This is a genomic window from Actinoplanes ianthinogenes (assembly GCF_018324205.1).
GTDB classification, from domain to species: domain Bacteria; phylum Actinomycetota; class Actinomycetes; order Mycobacteriales; family Micromonosporaceae; genus Actinoplanes; species Actinoplanes ianthinogenes.
Genome location: NZ_AP023356.1, coordinates 1346110 through 1359755 on the forward strand (window position 1 = coordinate 1346110; position 13646 = coordinate 1359755).

14 protein-coding genes are annotated in these 13646 nt (G+C 73.3%); 6 read left to right on the top strand and 8 right to left on the bottom strand.

Going from position 1 to position 13646, the window contains the following annotated elements; translation table 11 throughout:
- Positions 1-10 precede the first annotated feature (10 nt).
- A complete protein-coding gene (locus tag Aiant_RS06160; RefSeq protein ID WP_189335182.1) occupies positions 11-448 on the bottom strand; it encodes a MarR family winged helix-turn-helix transcriptional regulator in 438 nt (145 codons plus the stop codon).
- 56 nt (positions 449-504) lie between these two features.
- Between Aiant_RS06160 and Aiant_RS06165 the strand changes: the two genes are divergently transcribed.
- Together Aiant_RS06165 and Aiant_RS06170 are read left to right on the top strand one after the other, a co-directional pair.
- Positions 505-861 carry a hypothetical protein gene (locus Aiant_RS06165; RefSeq protein ID WP_212846974.1) on the top strand — a complete coding sequence of 119 codons (357 nt, stop codon included), beginning with the start codon at positions 505-507 and terminating at the stop codon, positions 859-861.
- Positions 862-866: 5 nt separating this feature from the next.
- Entirely contained in the window at positions 867-1181 is a 315-nt protein-coding gene (locus Aiant_RS06170; protein WP_189335180.1) for a YrdB family protein, read from the top strand.
- A gap of 393 nt (positions 1182-1574) precedes the next feature.
- Here the strand turns inward: Aiant_RS06170 and Aiant_RS06175 are convergent, their stop codons facing one another.
- The 6 genes from Aiant_RS06175 to Aiant_RS06200 form a co-directional block, all read right to left on the bottom strand.
- Entirely contained in the window at positions 1575-2573 is a 999-nt protein-coding gene (locus Aiant_RS06175; RefSeq protein ID WP_189335179.1) for an HAAS signaling domain-containing protein, read from the bottom strand.
- The gene (locus Aiant_RS06180; protein ID WP_189335178.1) at positions 2570-2899 is read right to left on the bottom strand and encodes a PadR family transcriptional regulator; all 330 of its coding nucleotides are present in this window, start codon (positions 2897-2899) and stop codon (positions 2570-2572) included. The genes Aiant_RS06175 and Aiant_RS06180 overlap by 4 nt, the downstream gene beginning before the upstream one ends.
- Before the next feature lie 203 nt (positions 2900-3102).
- Entirely contained in the window at positions 3103-5271 is a 2169-nt protein-coding gene (locus Aiant_RS06185) for an MMPL family transporter (RefSeq protein ID WP_189335177.1), read from the bottom strand.
- Positions 5272-5287: 16 nt separating this feature from the next.
- Complete coding sequence (locus Aiant_RS06190) at positions 5288-5878, bottom strand: TetR/AcrR family transcriptional regulator (protein ID WP_189335176.1); 591 nt, start codon at positions 5876-5878, stop codon at positions 5288-5290.
- Between the two features lie 63 nt (positions 5879-5941).
- Positions 5942-6655: a hypothetical protein gene (locus tag Aiant_RS06195; protein WP_189335175.1), complete on the bottom strand. Its 714-nt coding sequence runs from the start codon at positions 6653-6655 to the stop codon at positions 5942-5944.
- The gene (locus Aiant_RS06200) at positions 6652-8256 is read right to left on the bottom strand and encodes an AAA domain-containing protein (RefSeq protein WP_189335174.1); all 1605 of its coding nucleotides are present in this window, start codon (positions 8254-8256) and stop codon (positions 6652-6654) included. Before Aiant_RS06200 ends, Aiant_RS06195 begins: the two co-directional genes overlap by 4 nt.
- 218 nt (positions 8257-8474) lie before the next feature.
- Between Aiant_RS06200 and Aiant_RS06205 the strand changes: the two genes are divergently transcribed.
- Genes Aiant_RS06205 through Aiant_RS06215 form a run of 3 tightly spaced genes read left to right on the top strand, consistent with a single transcriptional unit; the run spans position 8475 to position 11951 of the window.
- Entirely contained in the window at positions 8475-9065 is a 591-nt protein-coding gene (locus tag Aiant_RS06205; RefSeq protein WP_189335173.1) for a DUF4240 domain-containing protein, read from the top strand.
- A 53-nt stretch (positions 9066-9118) separates the two neighbouring features.
- Positions 9119-10333, top strand: coding sequence for a hypothetical protein (locus Aiant_RS06210; protein ID WP_189335172.1), 1215 nt, complete (start codon positions 9119-9121; stop codon positions 10331-10333).
- Positions 10323-11951, top strand: coding sequence for an amidohydrolase (locus Aiant_RS06215; RefSeq protein ID WP_189335171.1), 1629 nt, complete (start codon positions 10323-10325; stop codon positions 11949-11951). Before Aiant_RS06210 ends, Aiant_RS06215 begins: the two co-directional genes overlap by 11 nt.
- A gap of 75 nt (positions 11952-12026) precedes the next feature.
- Here Aiant_RS06215 and Aiant_RS06220 read toward each other — a convergent pair whose 3' ends face one another.
- A complete protein-coding gene (locus Aiant_RS06220; protein WP_189335170.1) occupies positions 12027-12707 on the bottom strand; it encodes a hypothetical protein in 681 nt (226 codons plus the stop codon).
- A 218-nt stretch (positions 12708-12925) separates the two neighbouring features.
- Here Aiant_RS06220 and Aiant_RS06225 point away from each other — a divergent pair, with 218 nt between their 5' ends.
- Positions 12926-13633 carry a LamG-like jellyroll fold domain-containing protein gene (locus tag Aiant_RS06225; protein ID WP_189335169.1) on the top strand — a complete coding sequence of 236 codons (708 nt, stop codon included), beginning with the start codon at positions 12926-12928 and terminating at the stop codon, positions 13631-13633.
- Positions 13634-13646: the final 13 nt, after the last annotated feature.

Genomic DNA, 13646 nt, shown 5'->3' on the forward strand with positions numbered 1-13646 from the left:
CTGTTTCGTCTCATCCCCCGGCGGCCAGCAGGCCGAGCAGCCGGGTCAGCTCCGCGCGGTCGGCGGGGCTCAGCGCGGCGGTGAGTTCGTCGTCGAGGGCGTGCGCCGCGGCCGCGCAGGTGGCGAGCAGCTCCCGGCCGCGGTCGGTGAGGCTGAGCACCTGACGACGGCGGTCACCGGGGTCGCGGGCCCGGTCGACGGCGCCCAGTCTCTCCAGGTGGTCGGCGAGGGCCACGATCAGGCTCGGCGCGACGCCGAGGCGGGTGGCGAGCTCCAACTGGGAGGCGGACTCCCCCGCGTCCAGGGCGGCCATGAGGCCGACGTGTTTCGGCTTGACGCCGTGCTCCTCGACCCGGGCGGCGAACCGGTCGGCGGCCTGGGCACCCAGCGTGCCCAACCGGTAGGCGACGGTCGCCGGCACCCCGGCCTTTCGATTGACATCGTTCACGGTCGCAATGATACAGTCGGCTTATCGATTCAGACCGTGAATGATTCAGGAGATCAATGATGTACGTCCTGACTGCTGTGAACGCCCTGGCCGCCCTCCTCTCCGGCGCCTCCTCCATCGCGGGCGCCGTCCGCCCGTCGCTCGGCCTCACCACGAGCGAGCCGGTCACCTCCGGCATGCTGCTGTATGCGCGCGCCTACACCGCCCGGGCCCTGCCGCTGAGCGTGGTCGCGCTCGTCCTGCTCGCCCGGCAGGAGTGGACGGTGCTGGCGCCGTTCCTGATCGTTCTCGGACTCGCGCAGGTCGGGGACAGCGTGCTCGGGGCGCAGCGGCGCAACGTCGGGCAGGCGGTGGGGGCCGGCGTCGGCGCGGTCATCCACCTGGTGTCCGCCGTCTGGCTCTACACCCACTGACCGCCATGCTGATCATGATTGCGGCGTTCGGGCTGGAGCTCGCCGTCTATGCCGCTGCCGGCTACTGGGGCTTCACGTGTTCTCGCCGCTGGCCGGTGCGGGTGCTCGCCGGTGTGGGCGCGCCGGTGTTGTTCGCCCTGGTGTGGGGCTGGTTCGGCGCGCCCACGGCGACTTATCCGGTGCAGGGGCTCGGGCGGGTCGCCCTGGAGGTGCTCTGGTTCGGCGGGGGCGCGGCCGCGCTGTGGCTGCGGGGCAGGCGCACCCTGGCGGTCGCTTTCGTCGCGGTTTATCTGGTGACCACGGGCGCGCAGCTGCTGTGACGCGCCGCCCGGCCGCGCCAGCTCCCCAGCGCCCGGCCGCGCCACCACCGCCCCGCCCGGCTGCGCCACCTCCGCCGCCGCCCCGACCGGCCGCGCCACCTCCCCTTCACCACCGCCCCGCCCGGCTGCGCCACCTCCGCCGCCGCCCCGACCGGCCGCGCCACCTCCCCTTCACCACCGCCCCGCCCGGCTGCGCCACCTCCGCCGCCGCCCCGACCGGCCGCGCCACCTCCCCTTCACCACCGCGCCGGCCGGCCGCGCCTCCCCGTCACCGCCGCCCCGCCCCTGGCCTCGCCGGAAGGTCCTGACTGGCCGGACGGCTGGCCGGGGCCGCATCGGGCGTACCGGAAAGCGGCGGCCGGAAGCCGAGGCGGCCTTGCGCCTAGCGGATGGTCATCGGGCGGCGGACGGGGACGGGGCGGACGACGGAGCCCGGTAGGAGGCCGACGGCGAGACCGGCGGAGCGGGCAGGGAGGCCGACGGCGTGAGGTCCGAGGGCGCCGGGGAAGGATCCTCGGCGGTGGGCGACGGGGAGCGGAACGGGTTGGCCTGGGGGCAGTGTGGGTAGCCGCGCTGCCAACTGGTCCAGGACTCGCCGGTCTCCGGGTCGGTGCAGGACGAGCCGCCGAGCTGGAGCGGGGCGCCGTTCTGGTCGTAGAGCTGGGCGTCCTCGACCAGGTGGCCCTGGGAGTCGTAGACGAAGACGTCCTGGATGTTGTCGTACTGACTGTTGCCGCTGTAGGTGGCGTCGAAGGACGGTTCGAACCGCGTGCTGCTGTCCGCGCCGACGAACCCGGCCAGCGAGATCAGGATCAGCAGGGCGGTGCCGGACCAGAGGGCGTACCGGGGCCAGGGCTTGTCCGGCAGCTCCCGGCGGCCGAACCAGATCGACGCCACCACGCACGCGCCGAGCAGGAGCAGCGCCATCACGTCGCTGCCGCCGACCCGGGGCAGCAGGCCGATCGGCGCGCCGCCGCCGTCCAGCAGGTTCGCCAGGAGCATGGCGACCAGGTAGCCGCGCAGCACCCACCAGGCCGGGCGCAGCAGGACCAGGAATTCGCTCGCCTGCTCGTAACCGAGGATCGGGCCGACCCGGGTGTCCGCCGCCCGCAACCAGGGCGAGACCCGGTCGCGCAGCTCCGGCCAGGTGACCCAGGGCGACTGCTCCTTCTCCGGACCGGGCAGGCCGGCCGCGGCGAGCAGCTCGGCGGCGTAGGCCGACGGCGAGCCCAGCCGCTCGGTCAGCGTGCCGACCCCCTCGGCGAGCACCTCGGCCAGGTGTTCCGGGAGGTCGTCGAGCAGTTCCTCGCGGGTGGCCTCCGGCACTCCGCCGAGGGCCAGGCGCACCTCGGCGACGTAGCCGGTGATCTCGTCCGCTGCGATGTCGTTCACGCGGTCCCCCGCTCGCGAGTCAAATCGTCCATGATCGACGCGAATGCGCGCCAGGTCTTGCCGTTGCGCTCCAGCTCGGCCCGTCCGGCGGCGTTGAGCGCGTAATACTTGCGGTGCGGGCCCTCGTCGCTGGGCACCACGTAGGTGTTCAGGAAGCCGTTGGCATAGAGCCGGCGCAGGGTGCCGTAGACCGAGGCGTCGCCGACCTCCTGGAGGCCGGCGGCGCGGAGCCGGCGCAGGATGTCGTATCCATAACCGTCCTCGTCGCGCAGGACGGCCAGGACGGCCAGATCCAGGACGCCCTTGAGAAGCTGGGTCGTATCCACGCACGGCACAGTACTGCGCACTGCGAAGTACCGTCAACGCCGCCATACCGTGGTGCGGTTTCCGGCTGGAGCTGAGGGCCCTTTCCCGGGCCGGGCAAGGGCGCTCAGCACCAGCCGGATTCAGACCAGCCGGGTTCAGCGACGGAACGGGCGGTGCCGCAGGAACGCGGCACCGCCCGGAGGGGTCGGAAGGAGCGGGTGGGTCAGACGTTGACGGGGTGCGGTTCGGCGGCGGCCTTGCGCTCCAGGGCCGCGCCCTCCACGTCGAGCTCCGGGAGCCAGCGCAGCCAGCGCGGCAGCCACCACGCGGAGCGGCCGAGCAGCGCGAGCGCCGCCGGGACGGCGATCATCCGGACCACGAAGGCGTCGAAGGCGATGCCCACCGCCAGGGCGAACGCGATCGGCTTGACCGTGTCGTTGCCCTGCGGGACGAACGCCGCGAAGACCGCGAACATGATCGTCGCGGCGGCCACCACGACCGGGGCGGCCTGGCGGAAGCCGGTGACGATGGCGTCCCGCGGTGCGGCGCCGTGTGCGTGCGCCTCGTGCATCCGGGACACCAGGAACACCTGATAGTCCATGGCCAGGCCGAACAGGATGCCGACGATGATGATCGGCGCGAGGCTGATGATCGGGCCGGTGGAGCCGGCGTTGACCACGTCGGCCAGCCAGCCCCACTGGAAGACCGCCACCGTGGCGCCGAACGCCGCGCCGATGGTGAGCAGGAAGCCGATCACGCCGACGACCGGCACCAGCAGCGACCGGAACACCAGCACCAGCAGCACGAAGGCCAGGCCGACCACGAGAGCGAGGTAGACCGGGAGGGCGTCGTTGAGCCTCTGCGAGACGTCGATGCTGATCGCGGTCTGACCGGTGACGTACACCGTCGCGCCGTCACCGTCGGCCACCTGGTCCCGGATGGCGTGCACCAGGTCGACGGTCTTCTGGTCCTCCGCGCCGGAGGCCGGGATGACGGTGATCAGGGCGGCGGTCTGCTTCTGGTCCGGCCGGGGCGGCTGGGCCAGGGCGACGCCCGGCAGCGCGGCGATCTGCTTCTGCACGGTGGCCGCGTAGGTCATCGCGTCCGGCCCGTCGACCAGGATGAGCAGCGGGGCGGAGACGCCGGGGCCGAAGCGCTGGTCGATGATCGCGTCGGCCTTGGCCTGGGTGCTGCCCTCGGGCGAGCGCTGCGCCAGGGTGGTCTGCATCTTGACGAACGGCAGCGCGATCACGGCCAGCGCCAGGACCGCCAGGACCAGGCTGATCACCCGCTGGCGGGTCACCACGGCCGCCCAGCCGCGGATGAAGCCGCGACCCTCGGCGACCGTGTCCCCGCTCGGCGCGGCATCGCGCAGCTTGCGGGGCAGCGCCTTGCGGCCGATGAAGCCGAGGATCGCCGGGACCAGGGTGATCGCGACGAGCACGGCGACCACGATGGTGGCCGAGGCGGCCAGGCCCATCTCGGTGAGGAACGGGATGCCGACCACGGAGAGGCCGGCCAGGGCGATCACCACGGTGAGGCCGGCGGTCACCACGGCGGAGCCGGCGGTGCCCACCGCGTACGCCGCGGCGGACTCCACGTCCTTGCCGGCGCGCAGCTCGTGCCGGAATCGGGTGACGATGAACAACGCGTAGTCGATGCCGACCGCCAGGCCGAGCATCACCGCCAGGATCGGGGTCGTCGACTGGAGCTGGACGAAGCCGGACAGCGTGGTGATGCCGGCGACGCCGATGCCGACCCCGATGATCGCGGTCAGCAGGTTCATCCCGGCGGCGATCAGCGAGCCGTAACTGAGCGCCAGCACGATCAGGGCGACCAGCACGCCGACGCCCTCGGAGGCGCCCCCGACGTCGGCCGCGTTACTCAGCGCCTCGCCGCGCGCCTCGACCGTCACGCTGCCCTTGCGCGCCTGGTCCAGCGCGCCGGTGATCGCGGCGCGCTCCTCGTCGGTCACCTCGGACGGCTGCACGCCGTAGGTGACCGTGGTGAGCGCGGTGCTCAGGTCCCGGGACACCGCGGGCGCCTGCTTGTCGAACGGGTCGCTGGCCACGACCACGCCGGGCAGCTTGCCGAACGTGGCGACCGCCTGCGCGACCTGGCCCGCGACCGCCGGATCGGTGATCTTCTGCCCGGCCGGGGCCTGGAACACCACCTGCACGTTGGCGCCGGCCGACGCGTCGCCGAACCGCTGCTTCATCAGGTCGAGCGCGGTGGTGGACTCCTGGCCGGGAATCCGGAACGTGTTGACGGTCTCGCCGGACAGCTTGACCGCGCCGAAGGCCACGGCCAGCAGGGCGAGCAACCAGGCGACGGTGACGATGATGCGATGCCGGACGGCACCGAGGCCGAGGCGATGCAACAGCGTTGCCATGAGGGGGTTCCCTTGTTCAGTGGGTGGGGGGATGCCCGAGCGCGTCGTAGGCGACGTCGACGAGCGTGGTGAGGGCGTCGGGAGTGAAGCAGTCGCGCAGGGCGACGCTGGCCACCGCGAGCGCGCCGAGCGCGCCGGTGACCCGGATCGCCCGCTCCGGGTGGGTGAGCTGCCCGGCGCCGGAGACGACCTCGGTGAACGGCTCGTCGCCGAACGCCGCGGCCACCTCGCCGCCGATCAGCTGGAGCGCCACGCCGAACTCGCTCTCCGGCTCGGCCAGCAGGCAGGAGAGCATCAGCGCGACCACGCCGGGCTGGCCGAGGGCGAGCCGGGCCATGCCGCCGATCACCGACCGGTCACGGGCCGGACCGGGCGGCAGCGGCGCGGCGGCCGCGGCGACCTCCCGGATCTGCCCCACACAGCGCTCGACGACCGCCTCCTGCAACGCCTCCTTGGTCGGGAAGCGGTGCAACAAGCCGGTCTTCGAATAACCCACCGCGTCGGCGATGCGCTGCACCGAGGTCTCCCGGAAGCCGTGCCGGGCGAAGAGGGCGGCCGCGGCGTCGAGGATCTCGTCGTCGATCTGCTGCTTGGTGGGACGGGGCATGGGACCACCGTAGACCGTAATGGACCAGACTGGTCCATCAGGGACCGTGTTAGTCCGCTCACGTCAGCGGGTACGGTGGCGCAGCAGCCCGGAAAGGTAGGGATCGGGGCCGTCGACGGCCTTGACGAAGACCAGCGGGGCATCGTCACACTCGACCACGTAGGCGGGAAGCCACATCTGCCACACCGCCGATACTTCCGCCTTGGCCAGGACATTTCCGGAAAAGTCGGGTAGGTCGATCCGGGCCAGCAGGTCGTCGACGGCACTCTCGGGCAGCGCGGCGGCACCCGGCATCGCCTCGAAGCGGGTTCCGTCCGCCAGCGTCAGCGCCGGCTCGGACAGAAAGACCGAACCAAGGCCATGCGTACGCGGCACCGGCGCCCCGCGGAACCCGTCGAACCACACCGTCACCCGCCGCCCCGGCAGGTCCCGATAGCGCCGCCCGTCCGCGGCCGACCGCCGGCCCAGCTCGGTCAGCTGCCCGTCGGCCCGCAGATGCCCGATCGCGGCCAGGCCGGCCAGCACCCGCTCCACCAGCCCGGTGCTCAACCCGAAGAACGCGGCCAGCTCGTCCGGATCCCGCAGCCCGGCCTCGGCGAGCGCGCGTGCCAGGTGCCGGTCCAGAACGTCGTACGGTTCCGCCTCGCGCACCGTCGCGAGCAGCTCGACCTGCCACATCGGGAGCAGCACCGGGTCGATCCGATGCGGGTGCACGTCCGGCAGCGCGGTCACCCGGGCGACGATCTCCCGGTGCGGGACGTGCGCGGCGGCAGTCACCCCGGGACCACGATCAGGTTCTCCGGCGGCAGCACGGCGGCCATCCGCCCCAGGATGCCGCCGGTCGCGGTCGGCTCGCCGACGAGGATCGCGCGCCGGGCCCGGACCAGCGGCACCGCCGCGATCGATGGCGGCAGCCGGTCCGCGTGGTCGATCAGCACCAGGTCGTAGTCGAGGTGACCGTGCCCGGGCCGCCCGGCGCCGAGCCAGGTCGCACCGATCACGTCGGCGTTACGCAGCAGCTCGGCGTGCAGGTGGCCGGGCGCCCGCGCCAGCCGCTCCCGCCAGTCCCGGAGCAACGCGGCCCGCCTCCGCAGCACCGGCTCCCACTCCCCGCAGCGCGCCGCGAAGGCAACCAGCCCAGCCCGATCAACGCGCCCCGAGCCCCCAGCGGTCCCGGCGATCCGGGTCGCGCCGGCGATCCCGGCGAGCATGCGGGACAGCTGGTGCGCGGATCGTTCGGCGGCTTCGCGGGCATGCTCGGCGGCCACCGCGGCAAGCGCGGCCCGATCCGCGGCGGCCCGCACCATCGGGTCCGCCGCGACCATCGTGACCAGGCGCTCCTCCTCCAGACGGCACGCCGCCCCGGCCTCGGCAAGCAGGCGAGCCGCCTCCGCGCGGGCCCGGTTGCGCGGAGTCCACAGCCGGCGCCAGCCCCGCGGTGGAGCCGGTTCCCGCGCCGCTTCCTCAGCCGCCCGCCGGGCCGCGCGGCTCGCCGCACCGAGACGTTCCCGCGCCTGCTCCACGGCCGCATCCGCCTCGGCACGGACCTTGTCCGCCTCACCGGCAGCCCGCTCCGCGTCGGCGAGCGCCGTCGCCAACCGCCGCAACCACCCCTGGGCCGACGACGGCTCCCCCCACCACGGCTCCAGCGCCCGAACCCGGGCCTGAGTGTCCGCCAAAGCGCGTTGTTGCAGCTCAGCAGCGGCTCCGATGAGCGTGCGCGGCCCGTCCCCCGCCTCCTCCACCCGGATCACGGTCAGCTCCGCGGGCAGCCGTGCCACGATCTCGTCGACCGCGACCCGGTCCGGCCCGGCGATCAGCACCCGATGTCCACTGCCCGCCGCCACGGCCGCGAGATCCGCGACGGTCCGGACCCGCGCCGCGCCGCCGGGTTGCAGCAGACAAACCATTCCCGGTACGCCCAACGCCCGCCCCACCAACCCGTCCCCCGCCACGATCGGCCCGGCGACCTCGGCGTAGGCGGCGCTGTCACCCCGGTCGAGCAGCGCGGGCAGCCCCGGGTTCGCGCACACGCCCGCGCGCAGCCGCAACGCCGCCTCCCGCTGCTCCCGCGAGTCCTCCGGGGCCCGCGGGTCCGCCGCAGACCGTGGGTCCGTCGTGACCAGCGGGTCGACCGTGACCGGCGGGTCCCTCGTGACCGGCGGGTCGATCGTGACCGGCGGGTCCGTCGTGACTGGCGGGTCCGTCGTGACTGGCGGGTCCATCGTGACCGGCGGGTCGGTCGCGGTCCGGGCGGCGGGCTGGGTCTGCACGTCCGGCGGGGCCGGCGCGTCGGCTGGGGTGGGCTGTGCGGCCTGGGCCGCGGGCGGAGGCAGCGTCGCGTCACCGCGGCCTAGATCGACATGGGTCGACGCCATTCGGACACCTTAGTGTCGTGGTGGGCGGGCGACCACCGTGCCGGGCCGCGGCGTGCGGGCGTCGCGGGCGGGGCGTGACCGGAAAATCCCAGTGGTGGCAGGACCATCTCGGGTGAAACGGGACGGGATAGGGGTATCCGCGCACCCCCACCACCGCCGACCGTGTGATCAGATGTGCCGCGAAGCGCGGCGGCCCCGCCCGCGCCGGAAGGATGCCGATGGACACCGCGCGCTGCTGGCAGATCATCGAGGCGGCCCGGGCCGACGCCGGTCCGGGCTGGGCCGGACTGGACGACCGCCTGGAGGAAGCGCTGGTCACTCGACTGGTCGAGCTGTCGCTGGAGGAGCTGATCGGGTTCGAGATGCGGTTCGCCGAGTTGCAGCGCGGGCTCGACCGGCCGGATGTCTTCCTGGCCGCGTTCCTGATCGGCGGCGGGTGCGAGGACGACACGTTCACGGATTTCCGGGCCGGGATGGTCGGTCTCGGTCACGACTGGTACCACCGCGTCCTGTCCGATCCTGATCAGCTCGCGGACCACCCGGCCGTGCACGCCGTGGCGGCCGGGACGATCGCCCGGGACACCCTGATGACCGAGGGCTTCCAGTTCGCGCCTATGGAGGCATACGAGCGGCTGACCGGGGACGACGAGGGGTTCTGGGCGGCGCTGGACCGGGCCGAGGAGGCGGCCGGCATCCGGCACGCCGAGCCGGCCGGGACGGTGCCGGCTCGGCTGGACCGGCTGGCCGCCCTGTTCCCCGACTCGCGACGGCTGCTGGACCGCCACTACCCGCACCTGACCAGCTACTGATCGGCCCCTGAAGCACACCCGGCGGCGGCCGCCCGGTTGCCGATCAGACGGTCATGACTCTCCCTCGCTGGGTGGAGCCGTTGCTGCGGGGCAGATGGGTGACCGCGGCGCTGCTCGCCGCCGTGTTCGCGGTGATCCTGCCGGCCGCGCCGGTGGACATGATGGAGTTCGCCGCGGCCGGGCAGCGGATCCTCGACGGGCATCTGGACGGCGTCTACGACGACGGCTGGAACCAGGCCGGGCCGCTCCAGCTGGTGCTCAGCCGGGTGATGATGCTCGGCGGCGCGGCCGCCACGCCGGCCCTGCCGATCCGGATCGCGGTGAACGTGGCCCTGGTCCTCGGGGCGATGGCGCTGTGCCGCCGATTCAGCGCCGGCACCGGCCAGGAAGAGGCGGCCGGCAGCGGGCAGAAAGAGGCGGCCGGCAGCGGGCAGGGAGAGGCGGCCGGCAGCGGACCACGCGAGACGACCGGCTCCGGGCTGCGGGGGGCGGTTCGCGAGGCGGCTGCCGGACTGCTCGGGCTGCTCTGGCTGCTGGTGCCGGTGCCGTGGTGGGGACATCCCGTCGAGCTCGTGATCCCGGCGCTCTGGGCGTACGCAAGCTTCTTGCAGGGTCGCGGGCGGACCGGGACCGCGGCCGCTCTCCTGGGTGTCTCGGTCGCCGTCGCCCCCTGGGCGATCCTGGGTTTTCCCTGCCTGCTGGCGGCGAGCGGGCCGGTGCGCGCGCTGCGGACCTGGGTGCTGGCCGGGCTGATCGGGGTGGCCGGATATCTGCCGTTCGTGGCGGCCGGGCACTTCGGGATGTTCCGGCACGTGTGGCTCGTGGACCCGGACAGCCTGGTGCACCTGCTGCTGCCCGACCTGGCGACGGTGAGCTGGCCGTTGCGCCTGGTGCAGGCCGTCGTGGTGGCGGGTGGCTGCGCGGCGGTGGCCTGGCGGTTCCGGGCGCAGCGGGTGGTCTGGGCGGCCGCTCCGGCGACCGCGCTGCTGGTCCGGATGTTCGTCGACCCGGTGACGCTGCGGTATTACTGGGGACCGGTGGCGGTGGCCTCCACGCTGGTGTTCGCACTGGTCAGCGCGGCGGAGCGGCCGCATCGGCAGCTGCTCGCGCTGCTGCTGGGTTACCTGGCGGTCTGCGCCGGGCTGGCGACCCGGCAGGTGCCCGGCGCGGCGGCGTGCCTGATCGTGCTGATCGCACTGTTGGTCGCGGGTGTGCGGAAGCCTTCGCGGAGCGCCGCCGGCGTGGTTGAGTTGGCGGATGCCGGCTGATCTCGTCCTCACCAACGGTTCCGTCTTCACCGCCGACCCGCTGCGCGGACCGGCCACCACGGTGGTGGTCCGGGACGGGCGGATCCTCGCGGTCGGCACCGACGAGGTGCGCGATCGGGCCCGCCCCGGCGCGGAGACGGTCGACCTGGCCGGGCGGCTGCTGCTGCCCGGCTTCCAGGACGCGCACGTGCACGCCGTCATGGGCGGTGTCGAGCTCGGCCAGTGCGACCTGACCGGCACCCCGGACCTCGACGGCTACCTGCGCCGGGTGCGGGAGTACGCCGACGCCCACCCGGACCTGGAGTGGATCAGCGGCGGCGGCTGGGCCATGGAGGTCTTCCCCGGCGGCGTCCCCGGCCGGGAGCTGCTGGACCGGGTCGTCCCGGACCGCCCGGTCTATCTGATCAACCGGGACCACCACGGCGCCTGGGTGAACAGTCGCGCCCTGGAGCTCGCCGGCCTCGACGCGAGCAGCCCCGATCCCGCCGACGGCCGGATCGACCGCCGCCCGGACGGCAGCCCGGCCGGCGGGTTGCAGGAGGGCGCCATGCAGCTGGTGGCCCGGCTGCTGCCCGAGGTCACCCGGGCCGAGCGGCTGGCCGGGCTGCTGCGCGCGCAGGCACTGCTGCACTCGCTGGGCGTCACCGCCTGGCAGGACGCCATGCTCTGCGCGACCAACGGCTACCCGGACGTCTCCGACGCCTACCTGGAGGCGGCCACCACCGGGCAGCTCACCGCCACCGTGGTCGGCGCCCTGTGGTGGGACCGCGACCGCGGCGCCGAGCAGATCCCGGAGCTGGTCGCCAAGCGGGACAAGCACACCGTCGGCCGGCTGCGCAGCGACAGTGTGAAACTGATGCTGGACGGCGTCGCGGAGAACTTCACCGCCGCGATGACCCGGCCCTACCGGGACTCGTGCGGCTGCGCGACCACGAACGCCGGGCTGTCCTTCATCGACCCGGCGGCGCTGCGCGGCTACGTCACCGAGCTGGACGCGCTCGGCTTCCAGCCGCACTTCCACGCGCTCGGCGACCGGGCGGTCCGGGAGGCCCTGGACGCGGTCGAGGCGGCCCGGCGGGCGAACGGGTTCCGGGACACCCGGCCGCACCTGGCGCACCTGCAGGTGGTGGACCCGGCCGAGGTGGCCCGGTTCCGGCCGCTCGGCGCGACGGCGAACATGCAGCCGTTCTGGGCGTCGCACGAGCCGCAGATGGACGAGCTGACCATCCCGTTCCTGGAGCCGGCGCTCGCCGGGCGGCAGTACCCGTTCGGTGACCTGCTGCGGGCCGGGGTGCATCTGGCCGCCGGCAGCGACTGGCCGGTGACCACGCCGGACCCGTTGCAGGGCATCCACGTCGCGGTGAACCGGTCGCATCACGGGAGTGGATATGCCGCGTTCCTGCCCGGGCAGGAGCTGGACCGGGGGACGGCGCTGACCGCGTACACGGCCGGGTCGGCGTTCGTGAACCGGCTCGACGACACCGGCAGCGTCCGGCCCGGCTTCCGCGCCGACCTGGTGGTGCTGGACCGCGACCCGTTCCGCGCCCCGGCCGCCGAGATCGGCGAGGCCTCGGTGGCGATGACCTTCGTGGACGGCGAGGTCGTCTACGCGGCGTGAGGCGGTCTGATCACGCGTACCGAAAACCGAAACGGTCCGAGCCGCAGGCGGCCCGGACCGTTCTCATCGCGAAGGTCAGTCCTCGTCGATCTCGGCCTCGACGGTGTGGTGACCGTGCCGCGGACCGGCCTCGATCTCCTCGGCGATCGGCTCCTCGTCGATCACCTCGGCGGTGACCTGCGGCGCGTCCGCCCAGAGCGCGCGCAGCTGGCCCTGCATGAACTGGGTGAGCCGGCCGCGGTACTCCCGGTCGAAGTTCTCCAGCGCCTCGATCTGCTGCTGGAGTGCCTCGCGCTTGGCGCCGAGGCTGCCGACCACGTCGTCGTACCGCTGCTGGGCCTGCAACTTCAGCTGCTCGGCGCCGTGCAGCGCGTCGGCGCCGATGGTCTCGGCCCGCTGCCGGGCGTCGGCCACGATCTTGTCGGCGGCGCGGCGTGCCTCCTCCGCGCGCGTCTGTGCCTCGCGGGCCATCTGCTCCGCCGCGGCGCGCGCCTCGTTGAGCACCCGGTCGGCCTCCTGGCGCACGTTGCTGGCGTGGGCCTGGGCGTCACGGGCGATCTGCTCGGCGGCCGCCAGCGCGTCGGTGCGGATCTTGTCCGCGTGGTGCTGAGCGCTCGCGACGTGCTCCTCCGCGGTGCGCTGGGCCAGAGCCAGCACCTGCAGTGCCTGGTTCGGCAGTCCGGCGTTGGGCAGTCCGGGGTTGGGCGCGATCACCTTGTGCTCCGAGGTCTCACCGTCGGTCCCATTGAGCAGCACTTTGACACGTTCCTTATCTGATTGTCAGCGTTCCCACAGACCGGTCCTGCTGCGGCCGCCGAGGGGGGTCGTCAGCCATGATCCGCGGGATGCTACCAAGCTTCGTGAGTCCCGGAGAAGCCCCCGCGAGCGGCGGATTTGCCTGATTAGCACCTGTTGCGCGTTTTGTGGCCATTAGTCTCATAAGAATTCCGTCCCGCCACCCCTCAAGGACCGCCATGCGACGCCGTTCCGCGCTGATCAGCCTGCTGACCACCGTCTCCCTGCTGGCCACCGCACCGATGGCGGCGCGCGCCGCGGCCCCCTACGACCTGGCGAACTGGCCGATGAACGAGTCGTCCGGCGCCCACTGGATGTCCGACAGCAGCGGAAACGGACTGGACGGGCAGATCGGCGGCGAGGTCGGCATCGGGCGCACCCTGAACGGCGCCACCGGCTACCGCTTCGACCGCCTCGAACCGGACACTCCGCCGCCGCACCCGGGCCATCTGGTCGTGGTTCCGAACGCCGCGGCACTCAATCCCGGCGACCGGGACTACGCGGTGACGCTCCGGCTGCGCACCATCAACCACTTCGGCAACATCATCCAGAAGGGCCAGGCCACCACGGGCGGCGGCAGCTTCAAACTGGAGATCCCGAACGGGCGGGTGACCTGCTCGTTCCGCGGCGACCGGGGCATGCTCAAGGCGATCGCGCCGTTCGCGATCAACGACGGGGCGTGGCACGTGGTGACCTGCGTGCGGGTCAGCACCGGGGTGGCGCTGGCCATCGACGGGCGGCGGGTGGCCGGGCGGCAGGGCTGGACCGGCACGATCCGCAACAACTGGCCGGTGACGATCGGCGGGAAGCTGGACTGCGACCAGCGGACGGTCGGGTGCGACTACTTCGCCGGCGACCTGGACTACGCAAAGATCCAAACCGCTTAAATCCGCTTTTTCG

What these genes read in the sequence shown, in the direction of transcription:
- Aiant_RS06165 (WP_212846974.1), top strand. Translation starts at nt 505, where the DNA reads ATGATGTACGTCCTGACTGCTGTGAACGCCCTGGCCGCCCTCCTCTCC.
- Aiant_RS06170 (WP_189335180.1), top strand. Translation starts at nt 867, where the DNA reads ATGCTGATCATGATTGCGGCGTTCGGGCTGGAGCTCGCCGTCTATGCC.
- Aiant_RS06185 (WP_189335177.1), bottom strand. Translation starts at nt 5,271, where the DNA reads ATGGCAACGCTGTTGCATCGCCTCGGCCTCGGTGCCGTCCGGCATCGC.
- Aiant_RS06190 (WP_189335176.1), bottom strand. Translation starts at nt 5,878, where the DNA reads ATGCCCCGTCCCACCAAGCAGCAGATCGACGACGAGATCCTCGACGCC.
- Aiant_RS06200 (WP_189335174.1), bottom strand. Translation starts at nt 8,256, where the DNA reads ATGGCGTCGACCCATGTCGATCTAGGCCGCGGTGACGCGACGCTGCCT.
- Aiant_RS06205 (WP_189335173.1), top strand. Translation starts at nt 8,475, where the DNA reads ATGGACACCGCGCGCTGCTGGCAGATCATCGAGGCGGCCCGGGCCGAC.
- Aiant_RS06210 (WP_189335172.1), top strand. Translation starts at nt 9,119, where the DNA reads ATGACTCTCCCTCGCTGGGTGGAGCCGTTGCTGCGGGGCAGATGGGTG.
- Aiant_RS06215 (WP_189335171.1), top strand. Translation starts at nt 10,323, where the DNA reads ATGCCGGCTGATCTCGTCCTCACCAACGGTTCCGTCTTCACCGCCGAC.
- Aiant_RS06225 (WP_189335169.1), top strand. Translation starts at nt 12,926, where the DNA reads ATGCGACGCCGTTCCGCGCTGATCAGCCTGCTGACCACCGTCTCCCTG.